Source organism: Labrenzia sp. THAF82, from assembly GCF_009363435.1.
Lineage (GTDB): Bacteria > Pseudomonadota > Alphaproteobacteria > Rhizobiales > Stappiaceae > Roseibium > Roseibium porphyridii.
The window spans coordinates 206,504-225,481 of the sequence record NZ_CP045354.1; the positions used below are offsets into that span (position 1 = coordinate 206,504).

Sequence of the window (18,978 nt, forward strand, 5' to 3'; positions counted from 1 at the left end):
CTGTCTGATGGGCCCGGACGCCTATCGGACCGCCGGATTGGCGGAAACACTGGAAGACCTCGGGCACTCAGTCACCGATCACGGCAATCTGAAACCGGCTGACGTTGGCGATCTGGCTTCGCCCAATCCCATGCTCAAAAATTTCCCGGCCTATGCCGGCTGGACCCGCACGCTGCACCAAAAAGCCGCCCAGCTCGGCGAAAACCCGATTGTGCCGGTCTATCTTGGCGGCGACCATGCCATGGCCGCAGGAACGGTCTCCGGACAGGCGCGAGCAGCAGCGCGCCTCGGACGCCCGCTTTTTGTACTCTGGCTAGACGCCCATTCCGATTTTCACACCTTCGATACCACTGCCAGCGGCAATCTCCACGGCACACCGCTTGCGTTTGTCTGCGGTTTGCCTGGATTCGATGCGCTTCTCGGCGATCCGTTGAAACACACGGTCGACCCGAAAAACGTTGAGATCCTGGGTGTCCGTTCCATTGATGACGCTGAGCGCAGACAACTTCTTGATCATGGCGTTGGCGTTCGCGACATGCGCCAGATCGATGAAGACGGAATTGCCGGACTGCTGAGACCCTTCTTGAACCGTGTGAAGGCTGCAAACGGATTGCTTCATGTCAGCCTTGATGTGGACTTCCTTGATCCTGATATCGCGCCGGCGGTTGGAACCACAGTGCCTGGCGGCACCACTTTTCGCGAGGCGCATCTCGTCATGGAGATGCTTCATGACAGCGGACTTGTCAGCTCGCTCGATCTCGTCGAACTCAACCCATTTCTGGATGAACGCGGAAAAACCGCGCGTCTGATGGTCGAACTGACAGGTAGCCTATTCGGTCGCCGTGTCTTCGACCGCCCGACCAGAAGCTTCTAGAGGACATCATGACCAACAACACCATCAATCTGTCCCCCTCAGATCTCGCATTCGTTCCGTTTGTCAGCGTCGACAACATGATGCGCAACGTACGGTCCGTCGGCGTGGAAACCTTCATGCGTGGCCTTGCAGGATATATCGAAGAGGATTTCCTGCGCTGGGAAAGCTTCGACAAGAAGCCGCGCATTCCCGCACATGCCCCTGAAGGGGTGGTTGAGTTGATGCCGACAAGCGATGGCAAGACTTTTGGCTTCAAGTATGTCAACGGTCATCCCGGCAACATGCGCGAGGGCCTGCAGACCGTGACCGGGTTCGGAGTGCTGTCGGATCTGGCAACGGGTTATCCTGTGCTGTTCACTGAAATGACCATCCTCACCGCATTGCGAACAGCTGCCAATTCAGCCCTGGCGGCCAAATACCTTGCACCAGAGGGATCGACAACCATGGCCGTGATCGGCAATGGCGCACAGTCCGACTTTCAGTGCCTGGCATTCAAGGACATGCTCGGTATCACAGAGATACGGGCTTACGACATCGACCATGGCGCCAGCATTCGGCTTGCGCGCAATCTCGCCAGTTCCGGGCTCAACGTCACCATCTGCAAAACACCTGAGGATGCGATCGAAGGTGCGGAGATCATCACAACGGTTACGGCCGACAAGCGTTACGCGACGATCCTGACTGACAACATGGTCGGCTCAGGCGTGCACATCAACGCGATCGGTGGCGATTGCCCAGGCAAGACAGAGTTGCACAAAGACATTCTGTTGCGATCTGACATTTTCGTCGAATTTCCCGAGCAGACCCGGATCGAAGGCGAATTGCAACAACTGGACGCCGATCACCCTGTCACCGAGCTCTGGCAAGTCTATGCCGGCAATGCGGAAGGTCGAACAGGCAAGGATCAGATCACCTTGTTCGACAGCGTCGGGTTTGCGATAGAGGACTTTGCAGCGCTGCGTTATGTGCACGACATGCTGCCTCAGACAGGCCATTTCGAAAAACTGGACCTTCTTGCAGATCCGGATGACCCGCGCGATCTCTATGGCATGGTTTTGCGCTCTGGTGCCAATGGCGACAATCAGGCCGCCTGAGCAGATCAGCCAAGCGCACCTTCAATTTCCTGAACAACGGCGTCAGCAGCAGCACCCGGGTCATCAGCCTTGCTGATCGGGCGGCCGACAACCAGATAGTCGCTGCCTGCGCGGATGGCGTCTGCCGGGGTCATAACCCGGCGTTGATCGCCTGCCGCGCTGCCAGCGGGCCGGATGCCGGGTGTGACGATGACGAGTTCGTCTCCAAGGAGCACCCGCATCTTTTCAGCCTCAGTCGCGGCACAGACGATGCCTCCCATGCCCGCCGTACGGGCATCACGCGCCCGGCTCTCCACGACGTCGGCAAGCGGGCCGCGATACCCCGCCGCGACGAGATCGTCTTCATCCATCGAAGTCAGAACGGTGACCCCGAGAAGACACAGATTGGGGTTGCCTTCGGCCTGCAATCCCTTCACAGCCGCGCGCATGGTCTTCGGATACCCATGCAACGTCATGAAAGTCATGCCCATTTTGGCGACGTTTCGAACGGCCTTCTCGATCGTATTGTCAATGTCGTGCAGTTTGACATCGAGGAAGATCTTCTTGCCGTCAGCAGCCAGATCGCGGGCAAACTCCAGGCCACCGGCGAATTGAAGCTCCATACCGATCTTGTAGACGCCGACCTTGCCTTCCGTTTTTTTTACCAGCTCTTCAGCTTCGCCAAGGGTCGGAACATCAACAGGCAACATCAGGCGATCGAGTGCGGAAGTCGGGGCAAAAGGGCTGGTTGGCATCGGCAAGATCCTTTTCTAACGGACAGGCGCCCCGTGCTTAGCACTAGGGGCGCCGTTGTTCTACCGTCAGGGCTTGCCATCCTTCTCAAATTCGGCGAACGCCTCCTTGTAGTCGGCATGCCAGCGGCTCAAGGGTGGGCGATTTTCGATAATATCGCCGATGGCCCACTGCGCACGCCGTCGGTCACGAACGCTGTCGACGTCATTGTCCGGACAAAGGACGTAGAAATCTCCTGCCGACATTCTTTCGATGAAATAGTCGACCGTTTGCTCGCTCGTCCAGGCCGCATCAGGCTTTTCCGGGATGAAGGCGGCAATCATTCCGGTGTAGGTGAATCCGGGAACGAACAAGTGGACGGAGATCGGCGCAGCCTTTTCACGCAGCTCATGTGCCAATTGCTCGCTAAGCACTTTAACCGCAGCCTTGGTGACATTGTAGCCCGGGTTGCCAGGAGGCGTCGTGATACCCTGCTTGGAAACGGTGTTGATGATGACCGCCGGCCTTCCGGCATCGATCATGCGTTGTGTGAAGGCCTGGACACCGCGAAGAACACCAAAAAAGTTGATGTCCATCATCTGCGTCCAGTTTTCCATACGATCCCAAGCTCCGGTCGGACGACTGATGCCGGCATTGTTCATCAGGATCGCCACCGGGCCCAGCTCGAACGCTTTGTCCGCGAGTGCTTCCACCTGTTTCGTATCCGACACATCGGTTTCAACAGCTTCAACAATCGCGCTCGATCCTGCCGCTTCGCGCACTCTTTCGACCGCCTCATCAAGTTGGTCGCCGGGCAAATCTGCCAAAACCACACCAAGTCCGGCCTCTGCAAAGCGGATCGCGGCAACCAGACCGACGCCGCTTGCGGCCCCGGTCACCACAGCAAGACCACCCTCGGATATCGCTTCCCTGTACATGTCAAATTCCCTTGTGACTGGGCCATTGCCAACGGCAATTCGGTGGCCGATTGGTCCTTGGATCGTTCTTGTCGGCCTATAGGACGACACCCGATGTCGACGTCGCTATTTCATTAGCCGCATCAGGCTGCTACAACACCGCCCGTTCCTCACCTTAGCAAGGACAGCAATCCATGCGCACAGCGAAAATATCGCGCGACACCAAAGAGACCCGCATCTCGGTCGAAATCAATCTGGACGGTACGGGCGCATATGACGTCAAGACCGGCGTCGGGTTCTTCGATCATATGCTGGAGCAGCTCTCGCGCCATTCGCTGATCGACATGCATGTCCGCGCCGAAGGCGACACGCACATCGATTTTCACCACACAGTGGAAGACACTGGAATAGCGCTTGGGCAGGCGATGTCATCTGCACTTGGCGATATGGCGGGCATCACGCGCTATGCGGATACGCATCTGGCAATGGACGAGGCTCTTACCCGTTGTGCCCTCGATGTTTCCGGACGGCCTTTCCTGGTGTGGGATGTTGCCTTTGACCGGGACAAGGTCGGCGACTTCGATACGGAATTGTTTGAAGAGTTTTTTCGCGCATTCACCATGAATGCGGGCATCACTCTTCATATCGCCAATCTTTATGGCTCCAATTGTCACCATATCGCCGAAACCTGCTTCAAGGCCGTTGCGCGAAGCTTGCGCAAGGCTATGGAAATCGACCCGCGTCAGGCGGACAGGATACCGACAACCAAGGGCCAGCTTGGCGGCTAGGCAAGGACAAGTCCATGAGCACTTACGTTGTGATGGCGCCGCCGGAATTTAACGATCTGGCAGGTGACCCGCTCCAGAGCGACCGGCTTGCCTTCGTTCCGGACGGATTTTCAGTGTTGGCCTTTCTGTTTTCGATCATCTGGATGCTGGTTCACCGTATGTGGCTGGTACTGCTCGGCTATCTGGGGATTGCGCTTGTCGTGGAACTTCTGGCGCTCGCCGTCAGTCCCGAGGCAACGGCGATCGCTGCATTTGTTGTTTCGATCCTCTTCGGCTTCGAAGCACAGGCACTTCGCCGTTGGTCGCTAGAGCGCAAGGGCTGGCGCGTGGTCGGAATTGTCGACGGTGTCAATCGCGCGGAGGCCGAGTTGCGCTTCCTGCACAAGGCAGCGGACCACCTGGCCCCGGAACCAGTCGTACAAAATGACCTGCAGCGAACCTCGCCCACACCAACGCCGATCGTCCCAAGGGTCGGCAGCGAACGTGTGGTCGGCCTGACGCTCGGTCCGGAGATCCGTCAATGACAATTGCAATTATCGACTATGGCTCGGGCAATCTTCGCTCGGCCGAGAAGGCCTTTGAGCGCGCGGCAAGATCGCACGCTCACGTACCTGATGTCTTCGTGACCTCAGATCCAGATCGAGTGCGAAAGGCCGACAGGATCGTACTTCCTGGCGTCGGCGCTTTTGCGGATTGCAAGCGCGGCTTGTGGGCCGTCGACGGTATGCCTGAGGCGCTTGAAGAAGCTGTGCGCCAAAACGGCAAACCATTCTTCGGCATCTGTGTCGGCATGCAGTTGATGGCTGCAAGAGGCCTCGAATTCGAAACGGTCAACGGTCTTGGCTGGGTCGAGGGAGACGTTTCTGCGATGGAACCTTCAGATCCATCCCTCAAGATACCGCATATGGGTTGGAACACGATCAATGTTGCAAACGGCGCGCATCCCGTTCTGAACGGAATTCAGACAGGACCAGACGGGCTGCATGCCTATTTCGTCCACTCCTACCACTTTGCCTGTGCCAACCAGACCGACTGCCTGGCGAGCTTCGACTATGCCGGCAGCTTTACGGCCATGGTGGCGAAAGACAACATGATCGGCACTCAGTTCCACCCGGAAAAAAGCCAACGGCTGGGCCTCGCCCTCATCGCGAATTTTCTGGAATGGACACCGTAACAACTGCTTGGAGGATCCGATGAGCAAGGGATACTGGATTGCCCGCGTCGATGTGCATGACGCGCAGAACTATCCGAAGTATGTCGAAACAGCGAAGCCTGCGTTCGAGCGCTTTGGGGCGAACTTCCTTGCGCGCGGTGGTACGACCAACGCAATCGAAGGACCGGGAAGGGCCAGAAACGTCGTGATCGAGTTTCCGAGCTTTCAGCATGCGGTCGATTGCTACAATTCACCCGAGTATCAGGAAGCGGTGAAAATCCGTCAGCAATATGCCGATGGCGAAATCGTCATCGTGGAAGGAATTTAAGTAGTATGATCCTGTTTCCCGCCATCGACTTGAAAGATGGTCAATGTGTGCGTTTGAAGCTCGGCGACATGGACCAGGCGACCGTTTTCAATGACGATCCGGGCGCTCAGGCGAAGTCTTTCGAGGACCAGGGCTTTGAGTGGCTTCACGTGGTCGACCTCAACGGCGCCTTTGCCGGTGAGAGCGTCAACGGAGCTGCGGTCGATGCCATCTTGTCCTCGACGTCAAATCCGGTGCAACTCGGCGGCGGAATCAGGACATTGGACCACATCGAAACCTGGCTTTCGAAAGGCATCACGCGGGTCATTTTGGGAACCGTTGCCGTGCGTGACCCCGGTCTTGTCAAGGACGCCTGCCGCAGGTTTCCGGGAAAGATCGCCGTCGGCATTGATGCCAAGGGCGGCTATGTTGCCGTTGAAGGCTGGGCTGAAACCTCCGAGCTGACCGCTGTCGCTCTTGCCAGACAGTTTGAAGATGCCGGTGTATCGGCGATCATCTACACGGATATCGATCGGGACGGAGTCCTCAAGGGCCTTAACATTCCATCCACGCTGGACCTGGCCAACGCAGTTTCCATCCCGGTCATTGCTTCGGGAGGACTCGCCTCCATTGAGGACATTCATCGCCTGCTGGAGCCAGACTGCGCCATTCTGGAAGGTGCAATTTCCGGACGGGCGCTTTATGACGGCAGACTGGATCCGGCGGAAACCATGTCGCTGATCCTTGCAGAGCGGAGCAAAGCATCATGAGCCTGAAAGCCCGTGTCATTCCGTGCCTGGACGTCAAGGACGGCCGCGTCGTCAAAGGCGTCAATTTCGTCGACCTGATTGATGCCGGCGACCCGGTTGAAGCCGCCAAAGCCTATGATGCTGCGGGTGCCGACGAACTCTGCTTCCTCGACATCACCGCGAGCCATGAGGGCCGCGACACGATTTTTGACGTTGTCCGGCGGACCGCAGAGGCTTGTTTCATGCCGGTGACGGTCGGTGGCGGCGTACGTTCGGTGGAAGACATCCGCAAATTGCTGATTGCCGGCGCGGACAAAGTGTCGATCAACACTGCCGCGGTGAAGAACCCGGACTTCGTGCGCGAGGCGGCCGAAAAATTCGGTGCACAGTGCATCGTGGTGTCAATCGATGCCAAACAGGTCAACGAACCCGGCACTCCCGAGAAATTCGAGATCTTCACACATGGTGGCCGCACGCCGACCGGGATCGATGCAATCGAGTTCGCCAGGAAAGTGGTTGACCTGGGCGCAGGAGAACTGCTGGTCACGTCGATGGATCGAGACGGTACAAAGGCCGGTTACAATATTGCCCTGACCAGGGCGATTGCCGATGCTGTGCCCGTTCCCGTCATTGCATCGGGAGGTGTCGGCAATCTAGACCACATGGTCGAAGGCGTGCGGGACGGGCATGCGACCGCCGTACTGGCGGCATCGATTTTCCATTTTGGCGAACACACTATCCACGACGCCAAGCAATATATGAGCGATGCAGGCATCCCCATGCGTCTCGATGCCTGACCTTGCCCTTAGGACATAGCCCAATGACCGACTTCACTTTGGAAGATCTTGACGCCATTATCGCTAGCCGTGCCAAGAGCAGCGATGAAACGTCCTATACGCAGAAGCTGGTCAGGAAGGGCGTTGCCAAATGCGCCCAGAAACTGGGGGAAGAGGCCGTCGAGGCAGCTATTGCTGCCGTTCAGGAAGACCGGAAGGAATTGACGGCAGAGGCCGCCGATCTGCTTTATCATTTGTTGGTGGTTTTGAACGTATCTGAAGTTCCGTTGAAGGATGTCATGTCGGAACTTGCCGGCCGCACAGGCCAAACAGGACTTGAGGAGAAGGCATCGCGGCCTAGGGAATAACCTCCGGAGACGCTGGAAAGCCGCGCTGCAGGGACTGCGAAGACGATGGATCAGAAAGTCGCAACAGCCCTGGACATGGATTTGTCCCCCTACCGGGTGTTCACTGAGCGCCAGTGGGCGAAGTTGCGTGCCGACACACCCATGACGCTTAGCGAACATGAGGTTGCGCAGCTGCAAGGTCTGAACGCGCCTGTGTCGATGGAACAGGTAGAAACCATCTATCTGCCACTTTCCCGGCTGCTCGCCTTCTATGCCGAGGCTACCGTCAGGATCCACCAGGCGACACAGGAGTTTTTGGGTCACCGGGAGAACAAGACGCCGTTCATCATCGGCGTGGCCGGATCGGTTTCGGTTGGCAAATCCACGACTTCCCGCGTGCTTCGTGAATTGCTTGCAAGATGGCCTGCAAGCCCCAAGGTCGACTTGATCACCACAGATGGCTTTCTCTTTCCCAATGCCATATTGGAATCTGAAGGTCTGATGAGCAAAAAAGGCTTTCCTGAAAGCTTCGACCGGCCGCGGCTTCTAAAGTTTCTCTCAGACATCAAGGCTGCCAAGCGCAACGTACGTGCACCGGTCTATTCCCACTTCTATTATGATGTCATGCCCGGTCACGCGGTCACGGTGGACCGTCCCGACATCTTGATTGTCGAAGGTCTGAACGTATTGCAGACACGTGAACTGCCGAAAGACGGCAGAGCTGTGCCGTTCGTGTCCGATTTCTTCGACTTTTCCGTTTATATCGATGCGGATGAGGATCTTCTGCGCAAATGGTACGTCGATCGCTTCATGCGACTTCGTGAGACCGCGTTCCGCGATCCAAGTTCTTATTTTCACAAGTACTCGCGCATAACGGACGAGGAAGCGTTGGCGACAGGCGACCGGATCTGGACTGAGATCAACCTGGTCAATCTGCGCGAAAATATTTTGCCGACGCGTCCAAGGGCCGACCTGATCCTGAGCAAGAATGCCAGTCACCACATTTCGAAAGTGGCCCTTCGCAAGGTCTAGGTTTTTCAGATATCAAAACGAAAACACCCGCGGCTGAATTGGCCGCGGGCGATTGTTGTTTCAGATAGAAGCGTTTTGTCAGGCAGCTTCGTTCCGTTGCGCGGTAAGCTCGCGCACGGTGTCGAGGAACGAGGTCACCTTGCCACGGAGATCGCTTGCATTGGTTTCAAGGTCACCGGCTGCAACGTCAACGGTCTGAGCAGCTTCCTTGGTGTTGCCTGCAGCGTCCGAAACACCCTGGATGGTGCTGCTGACCTCAACCGAGCTTTGCGATGCCTGCTGTGCGTTTTCCGCGATTTCCTGTGTCGCCGCACCCTGCTCATCCACGGCTGCAGCGATGGACGATGCAATCTCGTTCATGTTGTTGATGATTTCGGTCACCGATCCGATCGCACCGGCGGCCTGTTCGGTTTCGCCCTGGATCGCGGAGATCTGGCTGGAGATTTCTTCCGTTGCCTTGGACGTCTGTGTGGCCAGTTCTTTCACTTCCGCAGCAACAACCGCGAAGCCTTTGCCCGCCTCACCAGCGCGCGCGGCCTCGATCGTCGCATTGAGCGCCAGCAGATTGGTCTGTTCAGCAATCGCCTGAATGAGCGTGACGACCTCGCCGATCCGGCCCGCAGCCTCAGAAAGGCCATGCATGCGCTCGTTGGTTGCCTCGGCTTCTTCGGCCGCCTTGGCAGCAATTTCGCTGGAGGACTGGACCTGACGACGGATCTCGTTGACCGAGGCTGACAGTTCTTCTGCAGCCGCCGCAACTGTTTCCACATTGCTGGAAGCCTGCGTGGAAGAGCTGGAGACAACAGTCGACTTTTCCGTTGTTTGTTCGGCACCGACCATCATGTCGGATGATGCCGATTTCAGGCGGTTCACAGACGTTTCGATTGTCTGCATCAGACCGGTGATCTGATTGTCGAAATCCTGACTGATGTCGCGGACCTGTTCACCGGTTCTTGCCGCGATCTCGCGAGCTTCATGCTGGTGGATCTCAAGTTCCTTGCGTTCGGTTTCATTGGCAACAAAGACCTGCATGGCGGTCGCCATCTTGCCGATTTCGTCGCCACGATCCGCGCCTTCAACAACGATGTTTGTATCGCCTTCTGCGAGCGTCCCCATATTGGCGGTCAATGCGCGCAACGGGCTGACGGTCTGACGAACGGCTACCATGGCGATGGCAATAGCGATTGCAGCACCGATCAATGCCAGCGTGATGATTTTGGTCGCTGCGCTCCAATATGCTGCATCCAGATCATCAATGTATACGCCCGTTCCAACCATCCAGTTCCAGGCGTTAAAACCTTCACCCCAGCCGTATTTTTCGATTGGGACTTCACTGTTTGCACGCGGCCAATAGTAAAGCAGCGGGGCACCACCGGCTTTGGCGTGACCGATGAGTTCTTCAACAATCTTGACTCCGGTTTTGTCTTTGAAGTCAATCATATTGGTGCCGTTCAGCGACGTTTTCGGATGCACAAGATTGGTGCCGTCAAAGTCGTAAACGTAAACGTAGTTGTTGCCTTCGAAGCGGATTGCTCCGATGGCAGCTTTCGCAGCGATCTGAGCTTCTTCGCGTGTCATGTCGCCGGCTTTCTCCAACTCATGAAAGTGAGCTGCGATTGAGACGGCGCTATCCGAAATGTCTTCGATTTTTTTGAGACGTTCGGTGAACATCGCTGAATAGAGACTATTCAGACTAACTGCACAGATTGCGACTGTGAAAACGAGGATCGTCGCGATGGGGAGGCTAATTTTCCACGTGATGGGCCAGCGAGAGAAGGACATGATCAATTGATTCCTTTTGTAGGATTACAAACAGAATCAATTCAAAACTTGACCAATTGCTTAATCGCAGTGCAACAAAATCGCCAAATTTTGCTTTATCGACAATCGCTACGAATTACTACTGAGATTTTCTTCTCGTATTAGTAGATCAGTCTTCCAATACACCTTTTAGTACTTATCGCCTTGCGCAGAAAACGTCCCTCAGCCCGGGTCTTGACCATGTTGCATTTTGAACCTGGCCTTTCAGGATATGCCCCTGCGATTCGAAATAGAACGTGTTCGAGCTGCCTTGACGTTGCAGCGTCACCGCCCCATAGCCCATCTCGGCAACCGTCGCAGACTGGCCATCCGGAGAGAACACCACGTTCAAGTCAATGCCGGCCGTGCACAGATAGTCGGCGACATTTGTGCGCGCCTGTTGCTGGAAGACGGGCTGATTGGCACTCCCCACATCTCCTGGAGGGATTGGGCCGGTGGGTTGGCCATTGTTGAACTGGTTGTTTTGCAGTCCCCCTGGCTGGCCAAGATTGCCCGGCTGCCCGAAGCCGCCCTGATTGCCGAAACCACCAGGCGTTGCCGCGTTCGGCGGGCCTGAGACAACAACTTCACGATATGGCGTACGAGAGACGTAGATCCCGCGGCATTCACCACTCGCGCCCCGCACCGTCCAGGCATGCGAGACATAGGTTTGCTGTTCCAGGATCTGTCCGGGCTCGAGGCGGGCGTAAGGCCGCTCTCCGCCACGATAATCGACCCAGTGTACCTCGATCGGCTGACGGCTGGCGTTCCGGAAGACGATTTGACCAGGCCGAACGGCCTCAACCGAACGCACTCGGCCAAGCTCGCTGCAGGAAAGGTCAGATCCGGGCTCTTCTCCAGAAGGGCCGAAACCTTCGTCCGAGACAATCTGCTGTGGCAGGGCGCATGTAGCCACAAAAAGCCGCACCGGATTAGCGCTGCCTTTCAGCGAAACCCCATGAGTGGGCAGACCTTCGACAGCAATCGTCAGCTCGGACTGCTTGATCATGGCCTCCCAAAGCGGATCGGTCATCTCGATATTCACTTCAGGAAGGGAGACGCCGGCCTCATTTGCAGCGGACGAGCCGAAGGCGTTGTAAGTGCCCTGGAAGTCGCCGGCGGTAATCCGCACCGCCTGGGGCATGCCTTCCAGCAGACCTGCGGGAGCCTGTTGAAATGTGATTTTGGCGAAACCGGACTGAGTGGTGCAGTCGGCTCTGAAGTCCCTGTCATCGGTCTGCGGTACCGCGTGCTGAAGGAAGGAGGCCGATCCCGGCTGGCTTCCAGGTTCGGCCAGCCACTGACGGTTTTCTGAAACACTCACAAGAACAGGCTGCGAATTGCCGGAACCATCCGAAAGGCTATCGCGGACGATGGTTTCCAGATCTCCTGGTACGGATGCCGTTTCCGTCCCGTCCGGGTCAGGTGTCGAAATCGGCGTATCCACCTGTTCCAGTGGCTGCAGACCGTCCCGGTTTTCGGGCGGATTGATTTCGGTGATCGAAGATGACGGCGTCTGACCGGTGTCGGTTTGAGGAGCTGTCGCCGTCGTTTGCGTCTGCGTCTGTGTTTGCGTCTGACCGCCGCTGGTTTCAGCGGTGCTGCCTCCAACCGGTCCCGCTGCTGTCCCGGTATTGCTGCCGACAACCCGCGCGGCTGCTCCAGGCTTGCCGTCGCTGGTGACATCGACCACAACGGTGCTGCCGCCGCAGATATTGGCGTCGCGATGGAGAACACGGCTGTTTTCAAGCGTGACTTCAAGTTTGACATCGCAGGAGGGACGATTGGCGTCGCCGCCTTGCGTATCGATGACTACACCTTGCGCATCCCGACTGATAATCGGCCGATACTTCTTGTTGACGGTGATCGACCGAATTCCTGGTTCAGCCGGCTCCACATTGATGCGCAGGGTTTCCGGCACCGATTGTGCAAAAGCGCCGCCACCAGCGCCCAGGAACGCCAGGCTGCAGGCCGCCAGCAGGCCGGATTTCAACACAGGGGAATAACGTACGTAAGCAGCTGCAAGCCGCATGAGCGATCTCCATTGGAGCGCAGGAATACCACCAAGTGGAGTTACTTAGGCAAAGTGGCAGCGAAAGGGCAACCCTGCAAACGGCGAAACTCCCGGATTCTCACCGGGGAGCGCGCTTGGCAAGGATACGTTGCAGGGTTCGTCGATGCATGTTGAGCCGGCGCGCAGTCTCAGAAACATTCCGGTCGCACAGCTCGTAGACGCGCTGAATGTGCTCCCAGCGAACCCGGTCCGCCGACATCGGATTTTCCGGCGGCTCAGCCTTTTCTTCCGGCTTGCGCGCCAGGGCTGCAACGATATCGTCGGGATCAGCCGGTTTTGCCAGATAGTCGATCGCCCCCAATTTGACCGCGGTTACAGCTGTCGCAATGTTGCCGTAGCCGGTCAGTACAATTGCACGGGAATCGGGCCGTTTTTGGCGGATCTGCTGAATCACGTCGAGACCATTGCCATCTTCGAGACGCATGTCGACGATGGCAAAGGCAGGTGCGTTGCGTGTGATCTTGGCCGCTGCATCCTGAACACTGTCGGCGGTTTCAGGAACAAACCCCCGTTTTTCCATCGCACGGGCCAGGCGCTGCTGGAAAGGCTTGTCATCGTCAACGATGAGGAGGGTCTTGTCCTCCGATGTATTCATGGCAGTAATCGAGTCCGTCATTGCGCGTTACCGTTTTTATTCTTTATGACATGTTGCAGAGGTCGGATTTGGCAATATCGTCAACCGTCTGTTTCCGTCAGTTATTGTCGTTATGGGGTGAAAATGACGTTTCGTCCACTCTGTCTTCAGATTCAAAGACCACGCGCGGCCAACTGACACGTATATGTGCGCCTCTCGAAGGAGGTGGCAAATTTTCCAGATGCAACTTTGCGCCCGTGCGCTCGAGCAGCGTTTTGGCGATGAAAAAGCCAAGGCCGAGACCGCCACCAGTGCCTGCTTGATGAGCCTTGCTGCCTCTGACCGAAACATACGGGTCACCGATCTTGCCCAGGATGTCCATCGAAAAGCCGGGACCGTCGTCCTTGATGGAGATGGACAACGTGGTCTCATCCCAGTTCGCTGAGACATCAACGCGGTCTTTGGCAAAATCAACCGCATTTTCCAGAAGATTGCCAAGGCCGTAACGAATGGCGGCGTTGCGCGTTCCAACCGGTTCGCTGCCGTCGCCCTGGTGAGTTGAGTGGATGGCAACTCCCATGCCGCGGTGCGGATCGATCACGTCTTCCAGAAGCTGCGAAACCGGTATTCGCTGATAGGTTCTGTCTTCATCACTTGAAAGGCTCGTGAGCTGTTGAAGAATTCCACGGCACCTTTCGGCCTGCGAGCGGATCAGCGCCACATCTTCTCCTCGGGTATCACCGCTTTCGAATTCGTCCGTCAGCTCTTTGGCCGCCAGATAAATGGTCGCAAGCGGTGTCCCGAGTTCGTGCGCCGCCGCCGTTGCCAGACCATCGAGCGCGTTCAGATGTTGCTCGCGCGCAAGCACCAGTTCGGTTGCCGCAAGCGCATCTGCCAATTGCCGGGCTTCCTCGGCCACCCGGAAGGCATAAATCGCCATGAAGCCGAGTGTTGAGACAAGTGCGATCCAAAGCCCAATGGAATAGACAACAGGCAAGTCGAACTCCGCTCCGACCGGCCAAGGCAAAGGCAGATGGAAAACCGCAAGTATCGTTGCGCTGGCAGTCGCCAGAATACCGAGCATGACCGTATAGCGGGCGGACAGGCCCGTGGCCGACACCATCACCGGTGCCATCAATAGGAAAGCAAACGGGTTGCCAAGGCCACCGGTCAGGAAAAGCAATCCGCTCATCTGCAAAATGTCATAGGCAAGTTGCATCGTCGCGGCCCGTTCCGACAAGCGCGTGACAGCAGGTGAGCGGATCCTCAAAAAGATATTGAGCCAGGCAGACAGAGCCACCATGGCAAATGCCGGTCCAATCGGAAGCGGGTAGGCAAGTCCCACATGCACCACAAGCAGCGCAGCCGTCTGGCCCCCCACAGCCAGCCAGCGCAGGCGTACCAGCGTATCAAGTTTCAGTCGCCTGTGAGGCAGGGTGATGTTTGAGGTCAGAGTTTCAGGCATGTCGGTTTCGTTGGCGCATAAGGTTCCTTCTTTTGAAGCGGTTTGGCGCCTCTGGCAAGGCTGCGCCCTTGTGCCGGAGGGATCTAGATGGTAGCCCACCGCTAACAAGGTTGCCCGGGTCACGCGGACCGGCAACCAGGCGGAGCGTTTTTGGGCTCTTCATTTCAGCACCGCGAGACGGAATTGACACGATGACCGATATTAATGAAGGCGGCGCACAGCCGCAGGCGGAAGGCGCCGCAGCGCCGGGCATGCACATCCTTGGCCAGTACATCAAGGATCTGTCTTTTGAAAACCCGAATGCTCCGCGCTCGCTGACGCAAGGCGATCAGCCGAAACTCGACATCAATGTCAATGTTGGCGCCCAGCAAATGGGTGATGACCAGTACGAAGTGATCCTGACACTGACTGCCAAAGCCGAGCGTCCGGATATGGTCATGTTCAATGTAGAGCTTGTCTATGCCGGCCTGTTCAAGGTTACCGGCGTACCGCAGGAACACATGCATCCCTTCATCATGATTGAATGTCCGCGCATGATTTTCCCGTTCGCGCGCAATATCCTGTCCGAAGCAACCCGCAATGGTGGTTTCCCGCCGCTTATGCTCGACCCAATCGACTTTGCGCAGCTCTATCGTCAGAACATGGCGCAGCAGGCAGCGGCCAAGCAAGGCGAGGGCGAAGGCGAGCAGAAGCCGAACTGATCACCTGACCTATCCAAAGGTGTAAAAAACCCGCGCAGCTTAGCTGACGCGGGTTTTTTGTTCCTATTTGCCACACAAAGAAAATCCTTCGGACATGCACAGGCGTTGAGCACATCCCTCCTATTCAATGAGCGCGTCTCGATTTAGACTTGACGATTACGTAAACGGCATGTTTCAAGAAGCCATGTGACGCATGCCAACGAACATGGGAGACAAATATGTCCTTGGAACAACTTACCGAAGGTGTCCGTGAAAAAGTATCCAGCGGCGGTATTGAAGAAAGCGTCAAGTTCGATTTGGGTGATACCGGTCAAATTTTTCTTCAAGGCTCCGACGTTTCCAACGAAGACGCAGAAGCCGACTGCACCATCAAGATGACCGCTGAAGACCTTGCTGATCTCCTGAGCGGCGATCTTGACCCAACAGCTGCATTCATGGGCGGAAAAATGCAGGTTGAAGGCGATATGAGTGTCGCCATGAAGCTTGGCAGCATCGTCTGAAGACCACCGCCTGATTGATACCTCGACTTAGTTGCCGATCCTGGTGGACCGGCAATTTTTCTGTGCTCACCAGAGCTCGAGCTCACCCTTTTCTTTCAGGGATTCGAACCACTCTTCCGGACGCATGGCAATTTTCGCGTGCTTCACCATAGCTTCGTTCATGTCCGCAAGCCCGGCCGTATCGGGCCACTTATCCGGCTGCCAGAGCCCGGAGCGGAAGACGCACTTCGGACAATGCATGAATGCGCTTTTGACATGAACCAACAATGCCAGTGCCGGGTCGCGCCCATTGACCGCCATTGCATTCAAGAGGTCAGCATCCTTGGTAATCTTGGCCTCGCCCCGAACTCTGAGTGTTTCGCCTCGGCCTGGAACAAAGAAAAGAAGTCCGATCCGCGGGTCCTGCAGCAGATTGTGAAACGAGTCCATGCGCCGGTTTCCGGGACGGTCCGGAATGGCCAGCAAACTTTCATTGATCACTTTGACGAAGCCAGCCGGGTCGCCTTTTGGTGATAGATCCAGATGACCGGATGGACTGGCGGTTGCGAGCAAACAGAATGGCGACCTTGATATAAATTCCCGGCAGATATCGTCCAAAGCTGGAATTTCCTTGTCCACCGCCTGCGGCATGGTTGGCCCCGAAACAGCTTCCAACTCATCCACACTGGTGATGAAATTTCCAAATCCGGAAAAAGGGTTGTCGCGTCTGGTCATGGTTTCCTCCGCAAGCCTGCAGAAGACTATCGATCCGTCCACTTTCACCGTCAACTGTGACGGCGTCCGAACGCAAACGGCCGGAATGCAATTCCGGCCGTTTACAGTCATTTCCCTTGATATCACCTACTGAGTGATGATCTCCGGTCCCATCAATGTATAGGGCAGCCATGTTGAGAGTGCCGGAACATAGGTTACCAGAACCAGGAAGAGCAGCAGGACCAACACGAAGGGCGCTGCAGCCTTGACAACCTGAACCAGACTCATCCCGGTGATACCGGACGTCACAAAAAGATTCAGGCCAATCGGCGGTGTAATCATGCCGATTTCCATGTTGACCACCATCAGAATACCGAGATGGATTGGATCCACGCCCAGCTCCAGACCGATTGGGAACACGACTGGCGCCACGATTAGCAGCAAACCGGACGGCTCCATAAATTGTCCACCGATCAGCAGAAGAATGTTGACCGCAATCAGGAAGGTGAACCAGTTGAAGCCTGCTTCGACCATCCAATCGGTGATCACTTGCGGGATCTGCTCTGCCGTCAATGTATGCGCAAAGAGCAGCGCATTGACGATGATGAACATCAGCATGATGGTCGTCTTGGCCGAGTCTGTCAGGACTTTCTTGGTGTCCTTGTGGAACATGGCCGGCAGGAACTTCCAGGTGATTATCCCGAGATTACGGCCCCAGACACGGCCACCGGCACCATAGGCAGCGGGCAGAGCGGCAGGTGCGATACCGCCTCGAAGGAGCGGATAAGCTAGCAAAGCTATGATCAGAACGATGGCACTGTCCAATCCGAAGAACGCTCTTTCCGATACAAGCGCGGCAATACCGGACCAGACGAACATGGCAACGACGGAATAGGTAATGGCCTTGAAACCGGTCAGAGCCATCGGCCCGTCATTGTCCTGGATCCAGCCGATACCGGACAAGGGGCCCATGTCACGATACACAAACAATGCGATCAAGCCGGCATAGACGGCTGCAACGGCAGCGGCCTCCGTCGGAGTGAAGATGCCAAGATAGATCCCGCCAAGAATGATGACCATCAGGAACAGGCCCACGGCTGCCTCGGACAGCGCGCCCCAGATTTCCTTGAACCCCGGCCAAGGCTGCGCAGGCAGGTTCTTGACGCGAGCCATGACATAGATCGCAATCATCAGCATTAGGCCGGCAATGAGGCCCGGGATGACCCCGGCCAGGAACATGCGTCCGACAGAAACGTTTGTGGCCGCGGCATAAACAACCATCACGATGGAAGGCGGGATCAGGATGCCGAGCGTGCCTGCGTTGGCGATCACACCAGCGGCAAACTCCTTGGTGTAGCCTGCCTGGCGCATGCCCGCGATGGCAATGGTGCCGATGGCAACAACCGTTGCCGGAGACGATCCCGACAGGGCAGCAAAAAGCATGCAGGCAAAGACACCGGCAATTGCGAGACCGCCCCGAATAGAGCCAACTGTCGCGATTGAAAAGCGGATAATCCTGCGCGCAACACCACCGGTCGACATGAAGCTGGATGCCAGAATGAAGAACGGAATCGCCAGTAGCGTAAAGTTCTGTGAGGCGTTGAAGAGCTGCACCGCCACGGAGCTCATGGAGTCATGGCTGAACAAGGCGATGTAAAGAACGGCAGATAGGCCGAGCGAAACGGCAATCGGTACACCCAGGAACAGGAAGCCGAAGACGAATATGAAGAGAAATGCAGTTTCCATCGGGCCTTAGTCCTTCAAGACGTCTTTGTTTTCGGCCACCAGTTCTTCTGCTTCGTGCGCAGCGATGATGGCGTCTTTTTTACCCATGAGAATGAGCACGAAGGCCTGTGCGGCACGGAACGCCAGCAACAGGAGGCCAATTGGCAAAATGACATACGGAATCCAGCGCGGAACGCGTTCCTTCACGTCGAACCACTCCTGGATGAAGACTGGCCATTTCAGGTCTTCCATACCGATGGGTAGTTTGTAGAACTTGGCAACGTACGCGTAGGCGCCGCCAGAAGACCCCTTGTTCTCCAGTCCGAGAAGCGCACCGAACCAAGTCGCATCGAAGAGGAGTATCGCGTACAGAACAGTGAGTGCGGCACCCAGCAGGGCAGCCAGCCGGAACATGGGTTTCGGCAGAAGATTGATTACAGCGTCTACGCCCAGATGCGCACCGATCTTGATGCCATAGCTCATGCCGAACAGGATCAGCCAGGCAAAGAGGACGCGGGTGAATTCCAGTGCACCGCCCCAGCCCGAGTTGAACCCATAGCGGGCCACCACCTGAGTGAAGGTTACGATGGTCATCAACGCCAATATCAAGGCGATGATGTTTTCCTCCAAGGAATCGACGAACCGTCCGACACGGGACATGAAAGCCTCCCCATTGCCGGCGCGCACTCGCCCCGGCT

At 56.6% G+C, this 18,978-nt stretch carries 21 protein-coding genes; 12 read left to right on the plus strand and 9 right to left on the minus strand.

The annotated features are described in order from the left end of the window. Positions 1 to 7 precede the first annotated feature (7 nt). Together rocF and FIV00_RS00930 are read left to right on the plus strand one after the other, a co-directional pair. Positions 8 to 874 (plus strand): arginase, encoded by an 867-nt coding sequence (gene rocF / locus FIV00_RS00925; RefSeq protein ID WP_247649390.1) that lies wholly within the window; start codon positions 8 to 10, stop codon positions 872 to 874. 8 nt (positions 875 to 882) lie between these two features. Beyond that, entirely contained in the window at positions 883 to 1,968 is a 1,086-nt protein-coding gene (locus FIV00_RS00930) for an ornithine cyclodeaminase (RefSeq protein ID WP_152499055.1), read from the plus strand. A gap of 5 nt (positions 1,969 to 1,973) precedes the next feature. On the opposite strand, the gene pyrF is transcribed toward FIV00_RS00930, so the two are convergent. Together pyrF and FIV00_RS00940 are read right to left on the minus strand one after the other, a co-directional pair. Further along, on the minus strand, positions 1,974 to 2,702 hold the full coding sequence (gene pyrF, locus FIV00_RS00935; RefSeq protein ID WP_152499056.1) for an orotidine-5'-phosphate decarboxylase: 729 nt from the start codon (positions 2,700 to 2,702) through the stop codon (positions 1,974 to 1,976). A gap of 66 nt (positions 2,703 to 2,768) precedes the next feature. Further along, the gene (locus FIV00_RS00940) at positions 2,769 to 3,617 is read right to left on the minus strand and encodes an SDR family oxidoreductase (RefSeq protein ID WP_152499057.1); all 849 of its coding nucleotides are present in this window, start codon (positions 3,615 to 3,617) and stop codon (positions 2,769 to 2,771) included. Between the two features lie 173 nt (positions 3,618 to 3,790). Here FIV00_RS00940 and hisB point away from each other — a divergent pair, with 173 nt between their 5' ends. The 8 genes from hisB to coaA are packed head-to-tail and all read left to right on the plus strand — an operon-like array spanning position 3,791 to position 8,748. Beyond that, positions 3,791 to 4,384 carry an imidazoleglycerol-phosphate dehydratase HisB gene (hisB, locus tag FIV00_RS00945; RefSeq protein ID WP_152499058.1) on the plus strand — a complete coding sequence of 198 codons (594 nt, stop codon included), beginning with the start codon at positions 3,791 to 3,793 and terminating at the stop codon, positions 4,382 to 4,384. Between the two features lie 14 nt (positions 4,385 to 4,398). Beyond that, a complete protein-coding gene (locus tag FIV00_RS00950; RefSeq protein WP_152499059.1) occupies positions 4,399 to 4,908 on the plus strand; it encodes a DUF2628 domain-containing protein in 510 nt (169 codons plus the stop codon). Continuing rightward, the gene (gene hisH, locus FIV00_RS00955; protein WP_152499060.1) at positions 4,905 to 5,558 is read left to right on the plus strand and encodes an imidazole glycerol phosphate synthase subunit HisH; all 654 of its coding nucleotides are present in this window, start codon (positions 4,905 to 4,907) and stop codon (positions 5,556 to 5,558) included. Before FIV00_RS00950 ends, hisH begins: the two co-directional genes overlap by 4 nt. Before the next feature lie 19 nt (positions 5,559 to 5,577). Next, entirely contained in the window at positions 5,578 to 5,865 is a 288-nt protein-coding gene (locus FIV00_RS00960) for a DUF1330 domain-containing protein (RefSeq protein WP_152499061.1), read from the plus strand. A gap of 5 nt (positions 5,866 to 5,870) precedes the next feature. Beyond that, positions 5,871 to 6,614 carry a 1-(5-phosphoribosyl)-5-[(5-phosphoribosylamino)methylideneamino]imidazole-4-carboxamide isomerase gene (gene hisA / locus FIV00_RS00965; RefSeq protein ID WP_152499062.1) on the plus strand — a complete coding sequence of 248 codons (744 nt, stop codon included), beginning with the start codon at positions 5,871 to 5,873 and terminating at the stop codon, positions 6,612 to 6,614. After that, positions 6,611 to 7,390, plus strand: a complete 780-nt coding sequence (hisF, locus tag FIV00_RS00970) for an imidazole glycerol phosphate synthase subunit HisF (RefSeq protein WP_152499063.1) — start codon at positions 6,611 to 6,613, stop codon at positions 7,388 to 7,390. The genes hisA and hisF overlap by 4 nt, the downstream gene beginning before the upstream one ends. 23 nt (positions 7,391 to 7,413) lie before the next feature. After that, a complete protein-coding gene (locus FIV00_RS00975) occupies positions 7,414 to 7,737 on the plus strand; it encodes a phosphoribosyl-ATP diphosphatase (protein ID WP_152499064.1) in 324 nt (107 codons plus the stop codon). A gap of 45 nt (positions 7,738 to 7,782) precedes the next feature. After that, complete coding sequence (gene coaA, locus FIV00_RS00980) at positions 7,783 to 8,748, plus strand: type I pantothenate kinase (protein ID WP_152499065.1); 966 nt, start codon at positions 7,783 to 7,785, stop codon at positions 8,746 to 8,748. 78 nt (positions 8,749 to 8,826) lie between these two features. Here the strand turns inward: coaA and FIV00_RS00985 are convergent, their stop codons facing one another. The 4 genes from FIV00_RS00985 to FIV00_RS01000 form a co-directional block, all read right to left on the minus strand. Further along, complete coding sequence (locus FIV00_RS00985) at positions 8,827 to 10,530, minus strand: methyl-accepting chemotaxis protein (RefSeq protein WP_152499066.1); 1,704 nt, start codon at positions 10,528 to 10,530, stop codon at positions 8,827 to 8,829. Between the two features lie 175 nt (positions 10,531 to 10,705). After that, positions 10,706 to 12,580 carry a hypothetical protein gene (locus tag FIV00_RS00990; protein WP_152499067.1) on the minus strand — a complete coding sequence of 625 codons (1,875 nt, stop codon included), beginning with the start codon at positions 12,578 to 12,580 and terminating at the stop codon, positions 10,706 to 10,708. 100 nt (positions 12,581 to 12,680) lie between these two features. Further along, positions 12,681 to 13,238: an ActR/PrrA/RegA family redox response regulator transcription factor gene (locus FIV00_RS00995; RefSeq protein WP_152499068.1), complete on the minus strand. Its 558-nt coding sequence runs from the start codon at positions 13,236 to 13,238 to the stop codon at positions 12,681 to 12,683. Positions 13,239 to 13,314: 76 nt separating this feature from the next. Further along, positions 13,315 to 14,661 (minus strand): ActS/PrrB/RegB family redox-sensitive histidine kinase, encoded by a 1,347-nt coding sequence (locus FIV00_RS01000; RefSeq protein ID WP_152499069.1) that lies wholly within the window; start codon positions 14,659 to 14,661, stop codon positions 13,315 to 13,317. 191 nt (positions 14,662 to 14,852) lie between these two features. On the opposite strand from FIV00_RS01000, the gene secB reads away from it, so the two are divergent. Together secB and FIV00_RS01010 are read left to right on the plus strand one after the other, a co-directional pair. After that, positions 14,853 to 15,362, plus strand: a complete 510-nt coding sequence (gene secB / locus FIV00_RS01005; protein WP_152499070.1) for a protein-export chaperone SecB — start codon at positions 14,853 to 14,855, stop codon at positions 15,360 to 15,362. 218 nt (positions 15,363 to 15,580) lie between these two features. Next, positions 15,581 to 15,862, plus strand: a complete 282-nt coding sequence (locus tag FIV00_RS01010) for an SCP2 sterol-binding domain-containing protein (RefSeq protein ID WP_152499071.1) — start codon at positions 15,581 to 15,583, stop codon at positions 15,860 to 15,862. A gap of 66 nt (positions 15,863 to 15,928) precedes the next feature. Here FIV00_RS01010 and FIV00_RS01015 read toward each other — a convergent pair whose 3' ends face one another. From FIV00_RS01015 to FIV00_RS01025, 3 genes are all read right to left on the minus strand, one after another. Then, positions 15,929 to 16,576: an MSMEG_1061 family FMN-dependent PPOX-type flavoprotein gene (locus FIV00_RS01015; protein ID WP_152499072.1), complete on the minus strand. Its 648-nt coding sequence runs from the start codon at positions 16,574 to 16,576 to the stop codon at positions 15,929 to 15,931. Positions 16,577 to 16,702: 126 nt separating this feature from the next. Further along, positions 16,703 to 18,301: a TRAP transporter large permease gene (locus FIV00_RS01020; protein WP_152499073.1), complete on the minus strand. Its 1,599-nt coding sequence runs from the start codon at positions 18,299 to 18,301 to the stop codon at positions 16,703 to 16,705. A gap of 6 nt (positions 18,302 to 18,307) precedes the next feature. After that, on the minus strand, positions 18,308 to 18,940 hold the full coding sequence (locus FIV00_RS01025; RefSeq protein ID WP_152499074.1) for a TRAP transporter small permease: 633 nt from the start codon (positions 18,938 to 18,940) through the stop codon (positions 18,308 to 18,310). Positions 18,941 to 18,978: the final 38 nt, after the last annotated feature.